Source organism: Planctopirus limnophila DSM 3776 (genome assembly GCF_000092105.1).
Classification (GTDB): domain Bacteria; phylum Planctomycetota; class Planctomycetia; order Planctomycetales; family Planctomycetaceae; genus Planctopirus; species Planctopirus limnophila.
In genome coordinates, this window is the sequence record NC_014148.1 from 2,052,555 (window position 1) to 2,068,449 (window position 15,895).

The 15,895-nt window shown below is 53.8% G+C and carries 6 protein-coding genes; 1 reads left to right on the top strand and 5 read right to left on the bottom strand.

Going from position 1 to position 15,895, the window contains the following annotated elements; translation table 11 throughout:
- Positions 1–1,386: 1,386 nt before the first annotated feature.
- From PLIM_RS08280 to uvrA, 3 genes are all read right to left on the bottom strand, one after another.
- A complete protein-coding gene (locus tag PLIM_RS08280; protein WP_013109857.1) occupies positions 1,387–3,426 on the bottom strand; it encodes a hypothetical protein in 2,040 nt (679 codons plus the stop codon).
- Positions 3,427–3,506: 80 nt separating this feature from the next.
- Positions 3,507–4,589 carry a methyltransferase gene (locus PLIM_RS08285; RefSeq protein WP_196349549.1) on the bottom strand — a complete coding sequence of 361 codons (1,083 nt, stop codon included), beginning with the start codon at positions 4,587–4,589 and terminating at the stop codon, positions 3,507–3,509.
- 695 nt (positions 4,590–5,284) lie between these two features.
- Positions 5,285–12,589: an excinuclease ABC subunit UvrA gene (uvrA, locus tag PLIM_RS08295; protein WP_013109859.1), complete on the bottom strand. Its 7,305-nt coding sequence runs from the start codon at positions 12,587–12,589 to the stop codon at positions 5,285–5,287.
- Between the two features lie 708 nt (positions 12,590–13,297).
- On the opposite strand from uvrA, the gene PLIM_RS08305 reads away from it, so the two are divergent.
- Entirely contained in the window at positions 13,298–14,560 is a 1,263-nt protein-coding gene (locus PLIM_RS08305) for an HlyD family secretion protein (protein WP_013109860.1), read from the top strand.
- A 277-nt stretch (positions 14,561–14,837) separates the two neighbouring features.
- Here the strand turns inward: PLIM_RS08305 and PLIM_RS24110 are convergent, their stop codons facing one another.
- Complete coding sequence (locus tag PLIM_RS24110; protein ID WP_148227036.1) at positions 14,838–15,218, bottom strand: hypothetical protein; 381 nt, start codon at positions 15,216–15,218, stop codon at positions 14,838–14,840.
- A gap of 361 nt (positions 15,219–15,579) precedes the next feature.
- Complete coding sequence (locus PLIM_RS24115) at positions 15,580–15,888, bottom strand: hypothetical protein (protein ID WP_013109863.1); 309 nt, start codon at positions 15,886–15,888, stop codon at positions 15,580–15,582.
- Positions 15,889–15,895: the final 7 nt, after the last annotated feature.

Consider the following 15,895-nt stretch of genomic DNA (forward strand, 5'->3'; position numbering starts at 1 on the left):
ACCTCTGAGAACCTGAACTGTCACTGGGGATTCTGAGATTACACCCAGTTAACACATTCAGGCGCGTCTGTCTCTCAAGTGAGCCGCATGATCCAAAGTGAACTTTGTGTCATTCAGCAGGCCAGAAAAAACGAACCAGAGAAAACAAACCAGAGAACAGTGTCGGTCTCTCGAATTCGAGTTGAGAGCGCAAGATGGCTCTCAAACCGGAGGGCGTCGTTCAACCCCCTCCAGCGTTCCGGCTCCAAATCAGCCGCAGATCGAAAGACATCATCCGGATTGCAACTGGAATCACACATTCCACCCGCAAGGCGCGCCAGCGATGTCCTTCTACCCTAACCAGAGATGTTGCGCCGGAAACTATGGCAGGGTGGCCCAGACGTGGCTTTGAACGTCTGGGTGACATTTGTCACAAGAAATTCACATCAACACATAGCATGATCGGGTTGAGTATTTGATTCACCTTACCCGCTTCCTCCGCGCGTGGTGAACTTGGCATTGCCGCTGGCATACAACCAGCAGCCATACATATAACAAATCCTGCCACCTTTGATTTCTATGGTCGCACTCAGAATCGCCATCTTCGACACCCTGCGAGACTGATTCACTCCGGCCGGAAGTGTTGGTTTCTATCCAGTTGCCGTAGCCTGCGAGGTCGCCCCACAGATTGGTGGTGGAATCCTGTGACCGGCTGCGGTCACCGATGACCACTTCTTCCGTGAGAGAACCGGCTTTGGTCCGGGATCGCCCTGACTCTGGGTGATCTCGTAGTGCAGACCAAAACCAGAGGACGCCAGACCAAACGTCATCTCGGTATGGAGATCGTCAGCCTGGGATGTCCCTGAGCCCACGTTGGACGCCACTTGATGGGTGGTACCCAAAAACCCCCTGTGGTGAAGCCACCCCGGTAGAAATCAGAATTTCAACCGGGGCCACCCTGCGGTACCACCTCAAGATCGAATGTCTACACTCTCTATAATAATCATCCTATGGACATATCAACTGACTTACAAACGAAATAATTATCAAGAGACCTGAAATCGGCGGGTACATTTCGAGCATCACATGCAGATCCAAAATCAATAAATACTTTTTCATCGTGAAACAAAAAAAAGACTTCGTCGCGAATATTCGCATAATCATAATCTGCATTATATTTATACTTAATCTCTGTCGTCTCGTGCAGAGAAAGCTTAATTCTCTCGAAATTCTTGTTACGATGATTTTCACATAACATGAAAATCTCCACAAGCTGACCGGGCAGTGAATAGTCCTTGCTTACAATTGACACAGATATGATCTCCGCGTCATGAAACCCATGGTATGTATCCATGACATCATCAATATTCGACTTTAATAATTCGATACACATATTAATCAACCCGATCAGTTTCTCTGTGGAACTGGAATTACACCCTGTGGCAACATCTGCCAGTCAGGCGGTATCAGAGGGTCAGTCAGCTTTAGGTGAGGTGCGCCTGGTCCATGACCTGATCTAGGACTTCCAGGAATTGTAAACAAACGGCCCTCCCTATCCTTCCAGTCAATATGGGCAATCGCCTCTCCTCTTTCATTGAAAATTGTAGTTTGTACAGCCCGACCGTCCCTTGACAGTCTTATATGAATAGAGTTCGGGTGAGCGCCTGTCAGCTTTGGATACTCAGTTCCAATAAACACTGGCCTATTTGAGGTGCTATTTTCCGGTATTTGTGTCAACTTCTTCCGACGCTTATTTAGTTCATATGTTTTATATTCTTCTCGTGAACTAAAAGTATACAGTCCATCAGACGACTTCCATTCAAGACGCCCGTCTCCAATAAGCTGGAAGTCTATGGTTTTCTCAGGATCAGGTGTTCTTCGTTGATTTTCCGCACGCTGAAAGAAGCTTTTCAGCTTCTCACCTGCTGCCTTAGTCTTGGGCCCTGAAGGAACAACTGTCTTGATTTTTGCCAGAGTTGCTTCGGCTTTCAACCCGGCTGCAACTTTGTCTGCTCCGGCAGTGAGCAGCGAGAAGAACACGATCCCCAGAACCCGCCCGTGCACATATGCTCGGGTGACAGGGTCATTGTTGTACTGCTCAAACCCCTGCATGATCGAGTCGGCAATTTTTTTAGCTTCCCTGGCGACGTCAATCAGTTCTTGGCTTAAAATCCCAGTTAGCTCGTCGAACTTTCCATCCCAAAGTTTCTTCTGGGTGTCTTCATCAAGACCCGTATATTCGTAATACAGGCTGCCATAATGCTGAACAGTGGCTGTTGTCGAAGAGACAGTGTCATGGGCCAGAACCGTGTAGCCGATTGCCGGATGAATAACAAATAGCGAGCCGTAATAGAGAGCATCGGGTGCTGCTTCGGCAAGGCCATTCAGCGCTCCTCCTACGCTATCGACCCAGAACCCTTGCATAAATCCATCAAAATACGCTCCAGAAACCTCCAATGCACTGGGAGGCTCGTTAGGATTATTGTTAAGCGGTGGTGTGCCATTCTGGCTGAAAATATAGTCATATGCCGTGAGCAGTGAGAATCCATACCAGTCATTTCGCTCTTGAAGAATCTGCGGCAACTGCAGAGCGTTCATCCGGTAAACTTTGCCACCCACCGTCCGTGACAACCCACGCCCTTCGACATATGTGGCAATGTACTCCCCTTTCTTGTCATAAATCTGATAGATACTTCCACCCGTTTGAGTCACCTGGAAGAATTTGGCAATCCCTCGTAATCCGTTCTTCAGATCCGACGGCAACGTCTCGATATCGACCCCATTGGCAGTTTTTTCGCCCACGGATGTCGGCTTTTTGACTTCACCGACTTCTTGCAGCACGGGGACATCGACAGACGGTCTGTACGGGGCGCGGTCAATCAGTGTGCCCAGGTCGTGTTCGTTGCGATTGAGGAGATCGCGGATGTGGGGATTGCTTTGCTGTTCGGCCAATCTCTCGTACGCCCGATCCATGGCATTCCGGCTGGCTTGACCCACTTCATTGCCGGGAGCCACTGGATTCGAGGGTGTGTAGGAGCCACCTTCTGAACCACTGGCGGACTGCTCTTCTTCCAGTCGGTTCTGATCGGCACTCTTGGCAGCGGGGGCTTCATCGGGAGGTGTCTGGTTGGCCTGGCTTTGGGCCTGTTGCTGGGCGGCGTAGGCTTGCTGCTGGATCGAATCATAGCTGGGGCCGCCGTATTCGCTGCGCTGCGGTGTTTCGTTTTCGGCAGGCTTGTGATCCCAGTAATCGATCCGCCAATCCCCCGTGCGGTCGTTCTCGTAGTATTTGTAATACTGTGTATCACTGGCCCAGCCTTCACTCGACAGGTGCCAGTCACCCAGATACGAGGGTTCATAGCCTCCCATCGCGTTGGTGAAAGCTTGAGGGATGAACGGCAGGTTGTAATAATTGTACGGAGCCAGTGCCTGATTGATCAGGCTCATGGGATTCGAGAAGGTGACATTCCATTCCGCCAGATCGTGAGCGGTACCACTTTCAAACGAACCGGCAAATTCACCTCAGGCTATGCAGGGACGCATTCCATAATCTGGGGGTCGATGAGGCGTGTCGGGATCACGCGCTGCAGGTGGAGACCGGAATCCGCACACAGCCGTGCGAACTCATCAAAAGTGCGCGAACAACCCCAGGTGGCGGCATACTGATGCAGATCGAAAAGACTGCGGACAATCTCACCCGGTGCGACGTTATGATCCACCGAACCTTCGACAATCAGCAGTTTCGAGTGTGCCGACATCGCCCGTCGGATATTCGATAGAATCTTGCGGACACTCTCGTCATCCCAGTCGTGCAGGACATGCTTGATCGTATAGAGATCTCTGCCTGCGGGTACTTCCTCAAAAAAGTTCCCCACGAGATGTTCGGCTCGATCTGCCACACCTTTTCCGCAAAACATCTCGCCAGCAGCCGCATGAGTTTCCTGGCGATCATAAACCGCTCCAGAAACATGCGGGGCTGCACGCAACATGGCCGCTAAAAAGGCACCGCGCCCGCCACCAATGTCGATGAGTGTCTTTACATTCGAGAAGTCGCAGCATTTCGCCACTTCATCGACACAAAGTTCCGTCCAGCGTCCGCAGGCGACATCATGGAGTTCACAAGTCCCGGGATGTTCGGCCATCACTTCCCAGCAGGTCTTATGATAGACGAACCGCGTCAGTGGTTCTCCAGCCCGGATAGCATCTGGTAATTGAGACATGACGGGAACCTGAATACGGTCGACCAGTTCGACCCAGGCAGCAAAAGGTTGCCTCCCCTGGCTTGTATATTCACGGCCTAGTGGGCCAATGGAATAGATGTCGTGAACGTCACGATCAATGAAATGCATGGCCAGGAGTGGTCGCAAGATATGTACTAAGGAGTGCGCATCAACCTGCAGAGTCTCTGCGAGTTCCTCCAGTGATTGCGGGCGTTTGAGCAGAGCTTCAAACCCTCCTAGTCGCACCATGGCGGCAACTGCTCCAAACATGATCGGCAGTTGGGAGACCAGAAATGCCATACTTTCTGAGTTCCACCGCACAAAACGACGTACCACGCGGCGATGCAGCCAATCTCCGATCCGCTCCAGCCAGCTCCGCGAGACAGGCACGATTTCGTATGCTGGGACGTGGTTGAATTTCCGAAACAGTTCAGGCCGAACGACTGAAACCGGGGCATGAGTAGTCGCCATAGCACACCTGCATGAAATGAGTTCAAGCTGACAAGTCCAGCTCTACTTGATGGACATCATTTCACGCTATACAGCATTCTCCATCACTTACAAGACGACAATTTCCGGCCATATCCTTGAATTCGCACATATGGCAACTTCTGCGGATCACACCGATTATTCCGTTTCTCTGTTTCAGAAAAACTACCTAGCTCTATTCGGCGAGATCCTGCCACGCGACGACTCGAATCGACAAGAGAGAGTATTTATGAGTTTGAAGGCTTCCAATTGGGCCGATGGGAACCATGCAATTAGAAGTCGAAAGCAATCTTTCACCTCGCTGGCAATTCAGAAGGGTGGCACAGGTTGGTCGGCGGCGACCTACCTGTGTGCCGCAGGCAGAAGAGGCTGACGGCACCAGGCAGCGAGCCAGTCTCGCTCCCGGTATGAAATCAGAGTGGCCTGAATGGTCGTTGACAGGGAATGAAACCTCTTGTGGCTTTGCCATCCCGGTAGAAATCGGAATTTCAACCGAGGCCACCTTGCGTCGTAGCTCGACTTGTGGAAAAGGTGTTGAGATCTCCATCAAGCCCAATTCAATCTCGCTAACCTCTTGTGACGTTGCCACCCAACAATTAAATTCCACCCAGCTTCTTCAACAGCTTCAATAGCGTCGGTTTCTTCACCTGATCGGCTGTCACGAAGCTGAGTTTGATGACTTGTTCGCCATCCGAGTTGGTTTCAATCGCGGGGTCTTCACCCAGGTCGCGGATTTCTCCCAGGGTGATGGGTTTGCTGCCGGCGGTTCCTGCAGGGGCGAAGAGTTCAAGATCGAGGCTGCCAGTGCGTTTCGTAATGATGTTCGCCAGGACGCGGGGCTTCGCACCGGCTTTGGCGTCTGCCTTGGCAGGAACCACGCGGTACTTCACCAGCATCTTCTGCGTCCAGTCAACTTCCGCCGCCGGGAAGGTGGTCTCCATCAATTCAAACAGAGCCTCGGCAACGGCCGGTTCCCAGAGCACTTTCCCCTTCAAAAAACCTTTCCGCATGACGTGCCATTTGCGACCCAGTTTCTTCCAGGGCATCAGGTCTTCGGGATTCGACGCCTCGGCTTTTTCGCCCAGCGAAAGATAGCTGGCCAGTGCCTCTTTGAAGAAGCTGGCGAAGGCAGGTGTGGCGACATCATCAGCCTTCGCCAGAGAGATCGTGACCTCCTGCAAGCCCCCCGCCATAGCCTTCACCCGGACTCGCTCGGCCCGGTTGTAAATGGGGAGTTCATCGAGATCGTCGATATCGAGAAGATCGAGAGATTCAGCGAGTTCCGTCTGGTCGAACGTCCCCTTCGCCACGCGGAACTTGGCCTGCAGCAGCCATTCATCGCCCGTCAGTGCATGAATAAACCAGCTGGGAATCCCTTTCGATTTAGCTTCAATCACACTGCGATCATTCCAGACAACAGTGACGCCTGAATCCTCCTCTAACGGTTCAAAGATCGTTTCCAGAAGCGAGACAGGCCATTTCGCAGGACGACCCGAATTGGCCAGGTGATCGACCAGATGCCACTTGCGGCCATCGACCTCCCAGGGCATTTTGGCACTCTTGCCGAGCGACTTGAGATCAAGATCATCCCGTCGGCGCGCGAGGGCGGCCTTCGCATCAAAGACTTCGCGGGCTCCCTTGCGGCTCGCTTCCAGAACCGGGGCGAGACATTGAGCAGTCAACGAGACATGCTGCTGAGGATTTTTCTTCGATGGGTCATCATCTGGAACTTCCCCTTGAGCGATGCGGACGAGATCTTCAGGAGTTCCCGTCGCCACGATGTAGCCCCCTTCGCTGCCGGCAGCGGGGCCGAGATCAACAATCCAGTCGCAGGTTTTGATCACATCGAGGTTGTGTTCAATGACGACGACGGTATTCCCCGCATCGACCAGGCTTTGCAGGATCTTGAGCAGCTTGCGGATATCATCAAAATGGAGGCCTGTCGTTGGCTCATCCAGCAGGTAAAGGGTGCTGCCAGTACTGGGACGGGCGAGTTCAGCCGCGAGCTTGACGCGCTGGGCCTCGCCGCCGGAAAGGGTCGGCGCAGGCTGGCCGAGGGTCAGATAACCGAGACCAATCGCATCAAGAACTGCCAGCGGCCCGCGAATTTTGGGGAAGCTCTCAAACAACTTGACGGCTTCGGAAATGGGCATCTCAAGCACATCGGCAATGTTCTTCCCCTGGAACTTGACCGCCAGAGTTTCAGGATTGTAGCGGCGTCCGTGGCAGGTATCGCACTCGACCCAGAGATCGGGGAGGAAGTGCATTTCAATGAGTTTCTGGCCATTCCCTTCGCAGGTCTCGCAGCGACCACCAGCCCGGTTGAAGCTGAAGCGGGCGGGTCGATATCCGCGCACCTTTGATTCAGGAAGATGAGCAAACAGCTCACGAATGTGTTCGAAGACGCCTGTATAAGTCGCGGGGTTGGAGGCAGGGGTGTTTCCGAGTGGCTGCTGATCGACAACAATCAACTTGCTGAGGTAATCCAGCCCGAGAAGTTCATCGTATGGCCCGGGCTGTTCGCTCGAACGATGCAGTTTGCGGGCAATGGCTTTGCCGAGAGTGTCGGCGATCAAGGAGCTTTTGCCACTTCCGGACACACCCGTGATGGCTGTCAGTGCCCCCAGAGGAATCCGCAAATCAACATTGCGAAGATTGTTCTGGCGGGCCCCAATCAACTCCAGCCAGAAGAGAGGCTTGCTTGCAGAAGCCTTGGTTGTGGCTGCCACCTGAGCCTTGGCCTTCCCTTTCGTCGCAGCACCTGATTTCGCCCGATCAACTGGTGCCTGGCTTCTGCCAAACCTCGCAGGGACACGGCGTTCGGTCGGAACGAGAATATCTTCCTTAAGAGAGAGAAATCTGCCCGTGAGCGAGTCGTCGCAGTGTTCGATCTCGTGTGGTGTTCCTTCCGCTGTGACAAGGCCACCCAACCTGCCAGAACCGGGGCCGAAATCGTACAATCGATCGGCGGCTGCGAGAACTTCGCGATCATGCTCGACGAGCACCACAGTGTTGCCAAGATCGCGCAGCTTCTTCAGTGCCTGCAGCAGACGCCCGTTATCGCTGGGATGCAGCCCGATGGTCGGTTCATCGAGAACATACAGCACACCTGTCAACGCCCGGCCCAACTGACCCGCTAATCGAATCCGCTGGCTTTCTCCGCCGGATAGCGTCGGAAGTGTGCGGCTCAAGGTGAGGTAATGCAGACCGACATCAACCAGAAAATCAAGGCGACCAGCCCCTTCTTCCAGCAGGTCTCCCGCGATCTTCTGTTGGGTTTTGTTGAGTGTAAGTCCATGCAGAAACTCTTGAGCTTTATTGAGTGGCAATTCGCACAACTGCTGCAAAGTCTTCCCTTGCAGGCGCACGGCAGAGGCATCTTCTCTCAAGCGGCTGCCACTGCATGAAGAGCAGGGAACTTCACCAATCAAATCGAACAGCGATTGGCGGAATGAGTACGAAACGCGTGAGGCTTCTTCGAGAGCCGGGTACAGCCCTTTGAACTGGAAGCGGTATTTGACGGCTTGATCGGCCGTGGATGATTTCTTCGATTTCGCTGCTGCTTTGGTGCTCGACTTTTTGGCCGCTGCGGGCTGAGCCACCTGGTAAACCGTGAACCACTGCTCGCCAGCCCCGAAGAGAACCAGTCGCTGCTCAGCCGGTTCGAGCTGATTAAATGGCGTGTCGAGCGAAAGGCCGACTCCCCGGCTCAGGGCGTCCAACAGTTCGAACATTGCGGGAGATTGCCGAGGGTCTGGCCAGGCCGAAATGGCTCCTTCGCGTAAAGTTCGTGTGGGATCACCAATGAGAGCCGCAAGGTTCGTGCCCTGCTGAGTGCCCAGACCTTCACAGCTTTCGCACCATCCCAAGGGACTGTTGAACGAGAAGTTGTGTGGTGCCAATGTCTCAAAACTTCTGCCGCATTGCGAGCAGGCACGAAACAGACTGAAGGGCTGAACTTTCCACGAGTTCTCCGGCTTGTCGTCATCGACGAAGGCGACACGAATCACGCCTTTGCCCTGATCAAAGGCTGCCTCGACAGAATCAGCCAGACGGCGGCGGCTGCCCGAGGCAATCGTGACGCGATCAATGACAATTTCGACGACATGCTTTCGCCGGCGGTCGATTTCGGGAACTTCTTCCAGTCGATAGGTGGTGCCGTCCACACGTACCCGGCTGAAGCCCTGTTCTTTCAGCCGTTCCCACACTTTGGCGTACTGCTGGCCAACGGGAACTTCCTGCGGTGCCAGAACCAGCAGTCTGGTGCCTTCCGGCTTGGCCATGAGGAGATCGATCACATCGTCGGTGGTTTGCGATTCCACCGCGATGCGACAGTCGGGGCAATGTTGCGTTCCCAGGCGGGCATAGAGGACACGCAGATAATCGTAAATTTCCGTCGTGGTGCCGACCGTCGAGCGCGGCGTGTGGCCGACCGTCTTCTGCTCAATCGCAATCGAAGGCTGAAGACCGTGAATATGCTCGACTTTGGGCTTGGGCATCTGACCAAGAAACTGCCGGGCATACGACGAAAGGGACTCGACGTATCGCCGCTGGCCTTCCGCGTAGAGCGTATCCATGGCGAGTGACGTTTTGCCGGAACCACTGGGGCCACAGAAGACACTCATCTGATCGCGAGGGATATCGAGACTGATTTTCTGCAGGTTGTGCTGGGAGGCCCCGCGAATGACGATGTTGGTCTGTGCTTCACGGTCTTGCTGCTTGAGTGGCAAAGCTGCTTGCCAGCGGGAAGGTGAAGCGACTTTTGTCTCAGGAGGAAAAGTTCGAGCCACACTTTTTTGTGGCATCTCAACCACGTGATCTGCCGTGCTTTTGCGTCTTTTCTTCGTTCCCTGCCCCTTGCCAGTGGAGGTGGCTGCGGACCCCAGTGAAACGGGCTGAGATATTGATCGACCGCTCGCCTCAAGGACTCTGGCCAGAAAGCGACCCGTGTATGAGGCCTCACATTGGGCCACCATTTCTGGTGTCCCCTGTGCGATAATCCTGCCACCACCTTTGCCACCTTCGGGCCCCAGATCGATCACCCAGTCGGCCGTCTTGATGACATCAAGATTATGCTCCACGACAATGACGGTATTCCCGGCATCCACAAAGCCATGCAACACCCGCAGCAGGTGGGCGATATCAACGAAGTGCAGGCCAGTTGTCGGTTCGTCGAGAATGTAGACGGTTTTGCCAGTGCTGCGTTTGCCAAGTTCTTTCGCGAGTTTAATCCGCTGAGCTTCACCACCAGAGAGGGTAGGAGAGGGCTGCCCCAGCTTGATGTAGTCGAGGCCCACATCGTGCAAAGTCTGCAGCAGATTTTTGATCTTGGGGAGGTTTTCAAAATGTTCAAGTGCCGTCTGAACATCCATATCGAGGACTTCAGCAATGTTCTTACCCTTGAAACGCACCTCCAGCGTCTCTTTATTAAATCGGCGTCCCTGGCAGACCGGGCAGGTCACCCAGATATCGGCAAGAAAGTCCATTTCAAGCTTGTTCGAACCATGCCCTTCGCAGGCCTCGCAACGACCGCCAGGGACGTTAAAACTGAAGCGTCCCGGCTTAAACCCGCGGGTTTTAGAATCGGGAAGTTGTGTGTAAAGATCACGAATCAGGTCGAAGAGTTTGACATAGGTGGTAGGGTTCGACCGGGGTGTACGACCAATCGGTGACTGATCAATATCGATGGCCTTATCGACCAATGCGAGATTGTCAAAACTCTGATGAGCACCGGGAGCACCTTCACCAAGATTGACTTCGCGATTGAGCAGCGGCCACAGAATATCGTTAATCAGCGAGCTCTTCCCTGAACCGGAAACACCGGTCACGCAGATGAACTTCCCCAGTGGAAACTCGACATCGACATTTTGCAGGTTGTGATGCGTGCAACCTTGTATCGAGATGGATGTTCCTATTCCTGAGCGACGTGTTTCGCGGATTTCGATCTGCTTGCGGCCGGAGAGATAAGCTCCCGTTTCACTTTCTTCATTCGCCAGAAGTGCCTCAAGACTCCCTTCATGAACAACTTTTCCACCACGAACACCGGGGCCGGGGCCAAAGTCGATAATGTGATCGGCAGCCTTCATCGTTTCATCGTCATGCTCCACCACGATCACGGTATTACCCTGATCGCGAAGATCCTGCAGGCTCCCCAGCAGCATTTCGTTATCGCGAGGGTGCAGGCCAATCGATGGTTCATCGAGAATATAAACCACACCCACAAGGCCACAGCCAATCTGCCCAGCCAGACGAATCCGCTGACTTTCTCCACCACTGAGCGTCGGTGCCGTCCGATCCAGCGCGAGGTAATCGAGACCGCAGCGCAAAAGAAAACCCAGGCGGCCACGAATCTCTTTAAGAACTTCTTCAGCGATATATTGCGAAGTCGGATCCAGATCGAGCTGTTCAAAAAACTCGAAAGCTTCACCCACACTGAGATGGCAAACCCCAGGAAGTGACAGACGCTGTTTTTTCGCCTGGGAAGCCGCCGATGAGGAACCGCTGCGTGCTATCGCCGGCGTAGTCATCTCCAATGCTTGGCTGGAGATAAAATAGTTGCAGGCCTGAGCGTTGAGTCGCGAACCGTGGCAAGTGCTGCACCCCACGACTTCCATATACTTTTCAAGCTGCCTGCGGCGCATCGGGTTTTTGGCTTTACGGTACTCTTCGAGCAGTTCGCGGACATAGCCTGTGTACTTCCCACCATGCTTCCACACTCCGCCCGAGTGCTTGAAACTGTACGTCACATGCTGATTGCCCAGCCCATCCAGGAAGAGATCGCGCGCCCCCTGGGGCAGTTCATTCCACGGGGTTTTCAGGAACTCACCGGGCTTGAGGCTCAGTGTTTTTTCAATCGCCGCAGCCACGCCATCAATGAGATGCCTGCGCCAACGGCCCAGCTTGGAAAGTTTACCTGAAAGTGCGAGTGCTCCCTTCTGGATAGAAAGGGATTCATCGGGAATGAGCCGATCAAGTAAAAAATCGTGCCGCATCCCGAGACCGTTGCAGTCGGCACACATCCCTTGAGGGCTGTTGAAACTGAAAAGTTGCGGCGAGGGAGGATCGTAACTGATACCGCAATGGGTGCAGGCATAAGCCGTGGCAAAAAACTGTTCGCTCGGATTCTCCTGAGACGGCGAATCGTCTTCACTCTGAATAGCGGCAGAGAGGAATTCTTCGGGAGAATCCTGCAAAACAATGAGTTGCCCATTCGCCAGTTTGAGCGCATTTTCTACAGCTTCGGCCACACGCTGGCGAGTCGATTTCCCGGCCACCAGGCGGTCAATCACCACATCAATCGTGTGCTTCATCTGCTTATCAAGCTGCAGACTTTCGCTCAGCGAAATGAATTTGCCATCAACCCTGGCGCGGAGATAACCCTGCTTGAGAAGATCAACGAAAAGATCCTTAAACTCACCCTTCTGACGCTGAATGAGTGGTGCCAGGATCTGAAACTTTGTTCCGGCAGGTAAAATGAGAATCTGCTCGACGATGTTCTCAGGAGACTGGGAAGTGATCGGGCGATGGCATTGGTGGCATTCGGCTTGGCCAACCCGGGCAAACAGCACTCGCAGGTAATCGTATATCTCGGTGATCGTACCCACGGTACTGCGCGGATTTCGACCAGCCGTTTTCTGTTGAATCGAGATCGAAGGAGCCAGCCCGGTGATCGAATCGACATCCGGCTTGGGCATCGATCCCAGGAATTGCCTCGCGTACGTCGAGAGGGATTCGATGTACCGCCGTTGACCTTCGGCGTAGAGCGTATCAAAGGCGAGAGAGCTCTTGCCCGAGCCACTGACGCCCGTCATAACAATCAGTTTGTTCTTGGGCAAAACCAGGCTGACGTCACGCAGATTATGTTCTCGGGCACCACGAATCGTGATTTCAGATCTGGTCATGAATGGCTCAGAGGGTTAGCTGGCGTCAACTGAATCGGCATGGCTGGCATTGCCAGGTTCAGAATTTCGAGAAGCGAAATGATTTTGAGGATCCCTCGGCCAAAAGAGTGCAGGATGCGGAAGCCGATCGATCCCCAGAACAAGTGAAGTTTAGCGCGACTGCCCAGAAAATTCGCCGCCAAGGGGCAAAGATTTCACACATCACCCATCCCAACCGTAAGAAAAGCGATTGGAGAATAAACGTATGCCGTCGAACATCTGCCTCGTTTGAGCATCAAACGGTCGTATCATCAGCCATTCATCACCTCAAATGCCGATGAAAACCGACAATGTGTGTAACCCGCCCGCATGACAATGGCACACGATCAGTGTTTGATTCCGGTGACTGGTACCCGTCGGTAGCTCCCGGCACCGGCTTTGAATGCTGACTGGAAACTCTTCTTCCCTTGGGTGATGGATTTCCTTCAAGACACAAAAACTTCTTCTCCAATTCGGAAATGACAAATGATTCCACAATTGAATACCGAAATTTGACGGAATGAGGACTCCCCAACGGCTGCGGGGATGTCTATAACTGATGATTGATAAAAGTTTTTCGTTATCGAATCCGGGTACTATGGAAACAATAAGTTCCCGCAGAGAGTCTCCGAAGATTCTTTGAGACAAAGTCGCAACAACATTTTGTGACCCTGGAAGGTTATCGCTGGTATGGACTCTGCAGGTACTGCCCGTGATGCGTTATCCGCTGCGATGGTTGAACGCGTACAGGGATTGCGTCTACCGCCACCCCCTGCCAATGCGGGAATCAACGCTTCCACCTCGATTGCCTGGCTGATTGCCACACTATCGATTTCTGGTTTCGTGTTTATCTTCCTGTTCGCCTTTGTCTACCAGGTGGGTGGCCCTCGCGGCAGCAATGCCCCAGCCTCGACGACCGTCGCTGGTGATGGGAAGACCACAACTGCGGGGTCCAAAAAGGATCCCTCAGCTCCTGCAAACAGTGATGCCCGTCCCGTCGACGCTGCTGCTGTCGATCCGGAAGCGATGGTGCTCTTGTCACAGGGTTATATCATCCCGGAACAGCAGATTCTGGTCAGCCCGCAGGTGAGTGGCCGGATTATTGAATTGAACGTCAAGGAAGGAACTCGCGTGGAAAAAGGATTCGTCCTCGCGAAACTGGAACCCACGGAATATCGGGCTGATTATGAAGGAGCCAGAGCCAACGTGGCTGCTGCTGAAGCCAGGCTGGCTGAGTTGCGTGAAGGAAACCGGCCCGAGGAAATCGCTCAAGCTCAGGCCGAACTGGGCGAAGCCAAAGCGACATTAAAACAGCTGGAACAAACCTTCCGCCGCAATGCCGAGCTCTACGGACAAAAGATTCTCAACAAGCAGGAGTTTGAAGATTCGGAGTCACTGCTCATGGCCCAGGCCCAGCGCGTGCTCAAGCTGGAAGCGATGGTCAAGCTGGCCGAAGATGGCTTCCGTAAAGAGCGGAAACTGGAAGGTGAAGCGAACCTGCATAAAGCGATGGCAGAACTGGAAAGAGCCAAGTGGCGCCTGGATAACTGCACGATCGCGGCACCAATCTCCGGCACGATTCTGAAGAAAAATGCCGAAGAGGGGAACATTGTGAACCCCGTAGCTTTCAATGGCTCTTTCAGTTTGTGCGACCTGGCCGATCTTTCGAAGCTCGAAGTCGATCTGACCATTCAGGAACGGGATATTTCGAAGGTTTTCCCGGGCCAGAAATGCAAAGTCCGTTCGGAAGCTTTTCCCGATCGCGCTTACGACGGTGTGGTCTCACGATTGATGCCCATTGCAGACAGAGCCAAAGGGGCCATTCCTGTTCGTGTGGCGATCAGTGTCCCAGCCGATGAAGAGGGCATGTACCTGAAGCCCGAAATGAGTGCCCAGGTGACGTTCTATGCCGGAAAAGCAGAAACAAAACCTGCCACGATGAGTGCCGAATAATTCGCCAGATGGCGGGTGACCCCGACCGTCTCGCGGTTGGGTCACCCGGCGACAAGATGCCACACCCTGCGCGTGCCATGTTCGAACACTTCGAATTAAGCAGAGCAATGTTTTGCTGGTAACCTTTGGGCATCAGGGAAAATTGTCCATCGACGATGAACCGTGTTTGATGCAGGTCATCCGGCTCTCCGGCTGATGGTGCACCTCGGTGAGGATTGACACGCAACGGCATGGGCTGTCGTGAGACTAAACAGCCTCTGGGCCCCTCTCTCCATGTTCACTCACCAACGCACCCTCTTGTGCCGCTGGCAGGCGGGTCGCTCGACGACCACGAGCAATCTGTACCACCCTGCGAAGTTAGGATTGGTGGCTCAGGCGTGCATTCGATCGTGGGTTTGACTTGGCAGGTTTGTATTGCTGTTGCGGGGATGCTGATGTTCGCGGACAGGTTTCCTGGCGGTGTGGTCAGGGTTGTTGATCCCAGCGTAGCGCCGGATTGATCCTTCACCATGACGAGAGTGGGGGTGTCGTCGCTGGAATCACGGTAAACGGTGGCGGTGAGGGTGAGGTTGCCGGTGGCGGGTTTCAGGAGGGGGACCAGGGGGAAGCTGGCGGAGGGTGTGGCGGGGTTGGGGGTTTCGACAGTTCGTGTGGTCATGGGAGAGGCTTTTCGGGAATGGGGTGGGGAAAGGAGCGGGAGAGAAGGGGTTGGGGATGGGTTTGGTTCGAGGTGGATGGGGGAGGGAGTTGTGAAGAGCGGAAGGGAAATGGGAGAGGAAAAGAAACCGGCCGCCAGGGATGACGGCCGGGGTTGAGGGGGTGGGGATGGAAATGGGTCAGGAAGGAAGTCTGAGTCGTTTTGAACTGGGTTCAGGTGGAGTCAGTGGGTTTCAGCAGGTCGCAGAAGAGACACTCGCTGGCCAACCAATACCTCTTGTGCAGTTGGCATACAGGTCGCTCGAAGACGAGCAAGCTGTGCCACACAGCATGCAAAGCCAAGATTGGGCCAGTCGGTCTGATCAATTCCACACAAAACCACCAAATGCAAATGCCACATCATGAAGTCTAACCCAGTTTCGAATCTCCCACATGATCGCCTCTGGCTTCTCTTGGGGTTGGCTATCCAGGAACTCTTGAAGCAAGTCACGGATATTGTGGGCAACTTCACTACCGGTAACGCCTTGCACCTCGCTTAGCGACTGGGCTAGAGAGGACATGCTTGGCTCTGATTGAATGCGACGTTTGAGCAATAGGTAATACTCAAGCTTCACCCCGTATAGTTCCATAACATACTGGTGAATATCCGGCTTTTTGCGTGATCGTTTCAACTGTTAT

Bases quoted from the DNA above. Each gene is read 5' to 3' on its own strand.
- uvrA (WP_013109859.1), bottom strand. From the start codon at position 12,589: ATGACCAGATCTGAAATCACGATTCGTGGTGCCCGAGAACATAATCTG.
- PLIM_RS08280 (WP_013109857.1), bottom strand. From the start codon at position 3,426: ATGAGCCTGATCAATCAGGCACTGGCTCCGTACAATTATTACAACCTG.
- PLIM_RS24110 (WP_148227036.1), bottom strand. From the start codon at position 15,218: ATGACCACACGAACTGTCGAAACCCCCAACCCCGCCACACCCTCCGCC.
- PLIM_RS08305 (WP_013109860.1), top strand. From the start codon at position 13,298: ATGGACTCTGCAGGTACTGCCCGTGATGCGTTATCCGCTGCGATGGTT.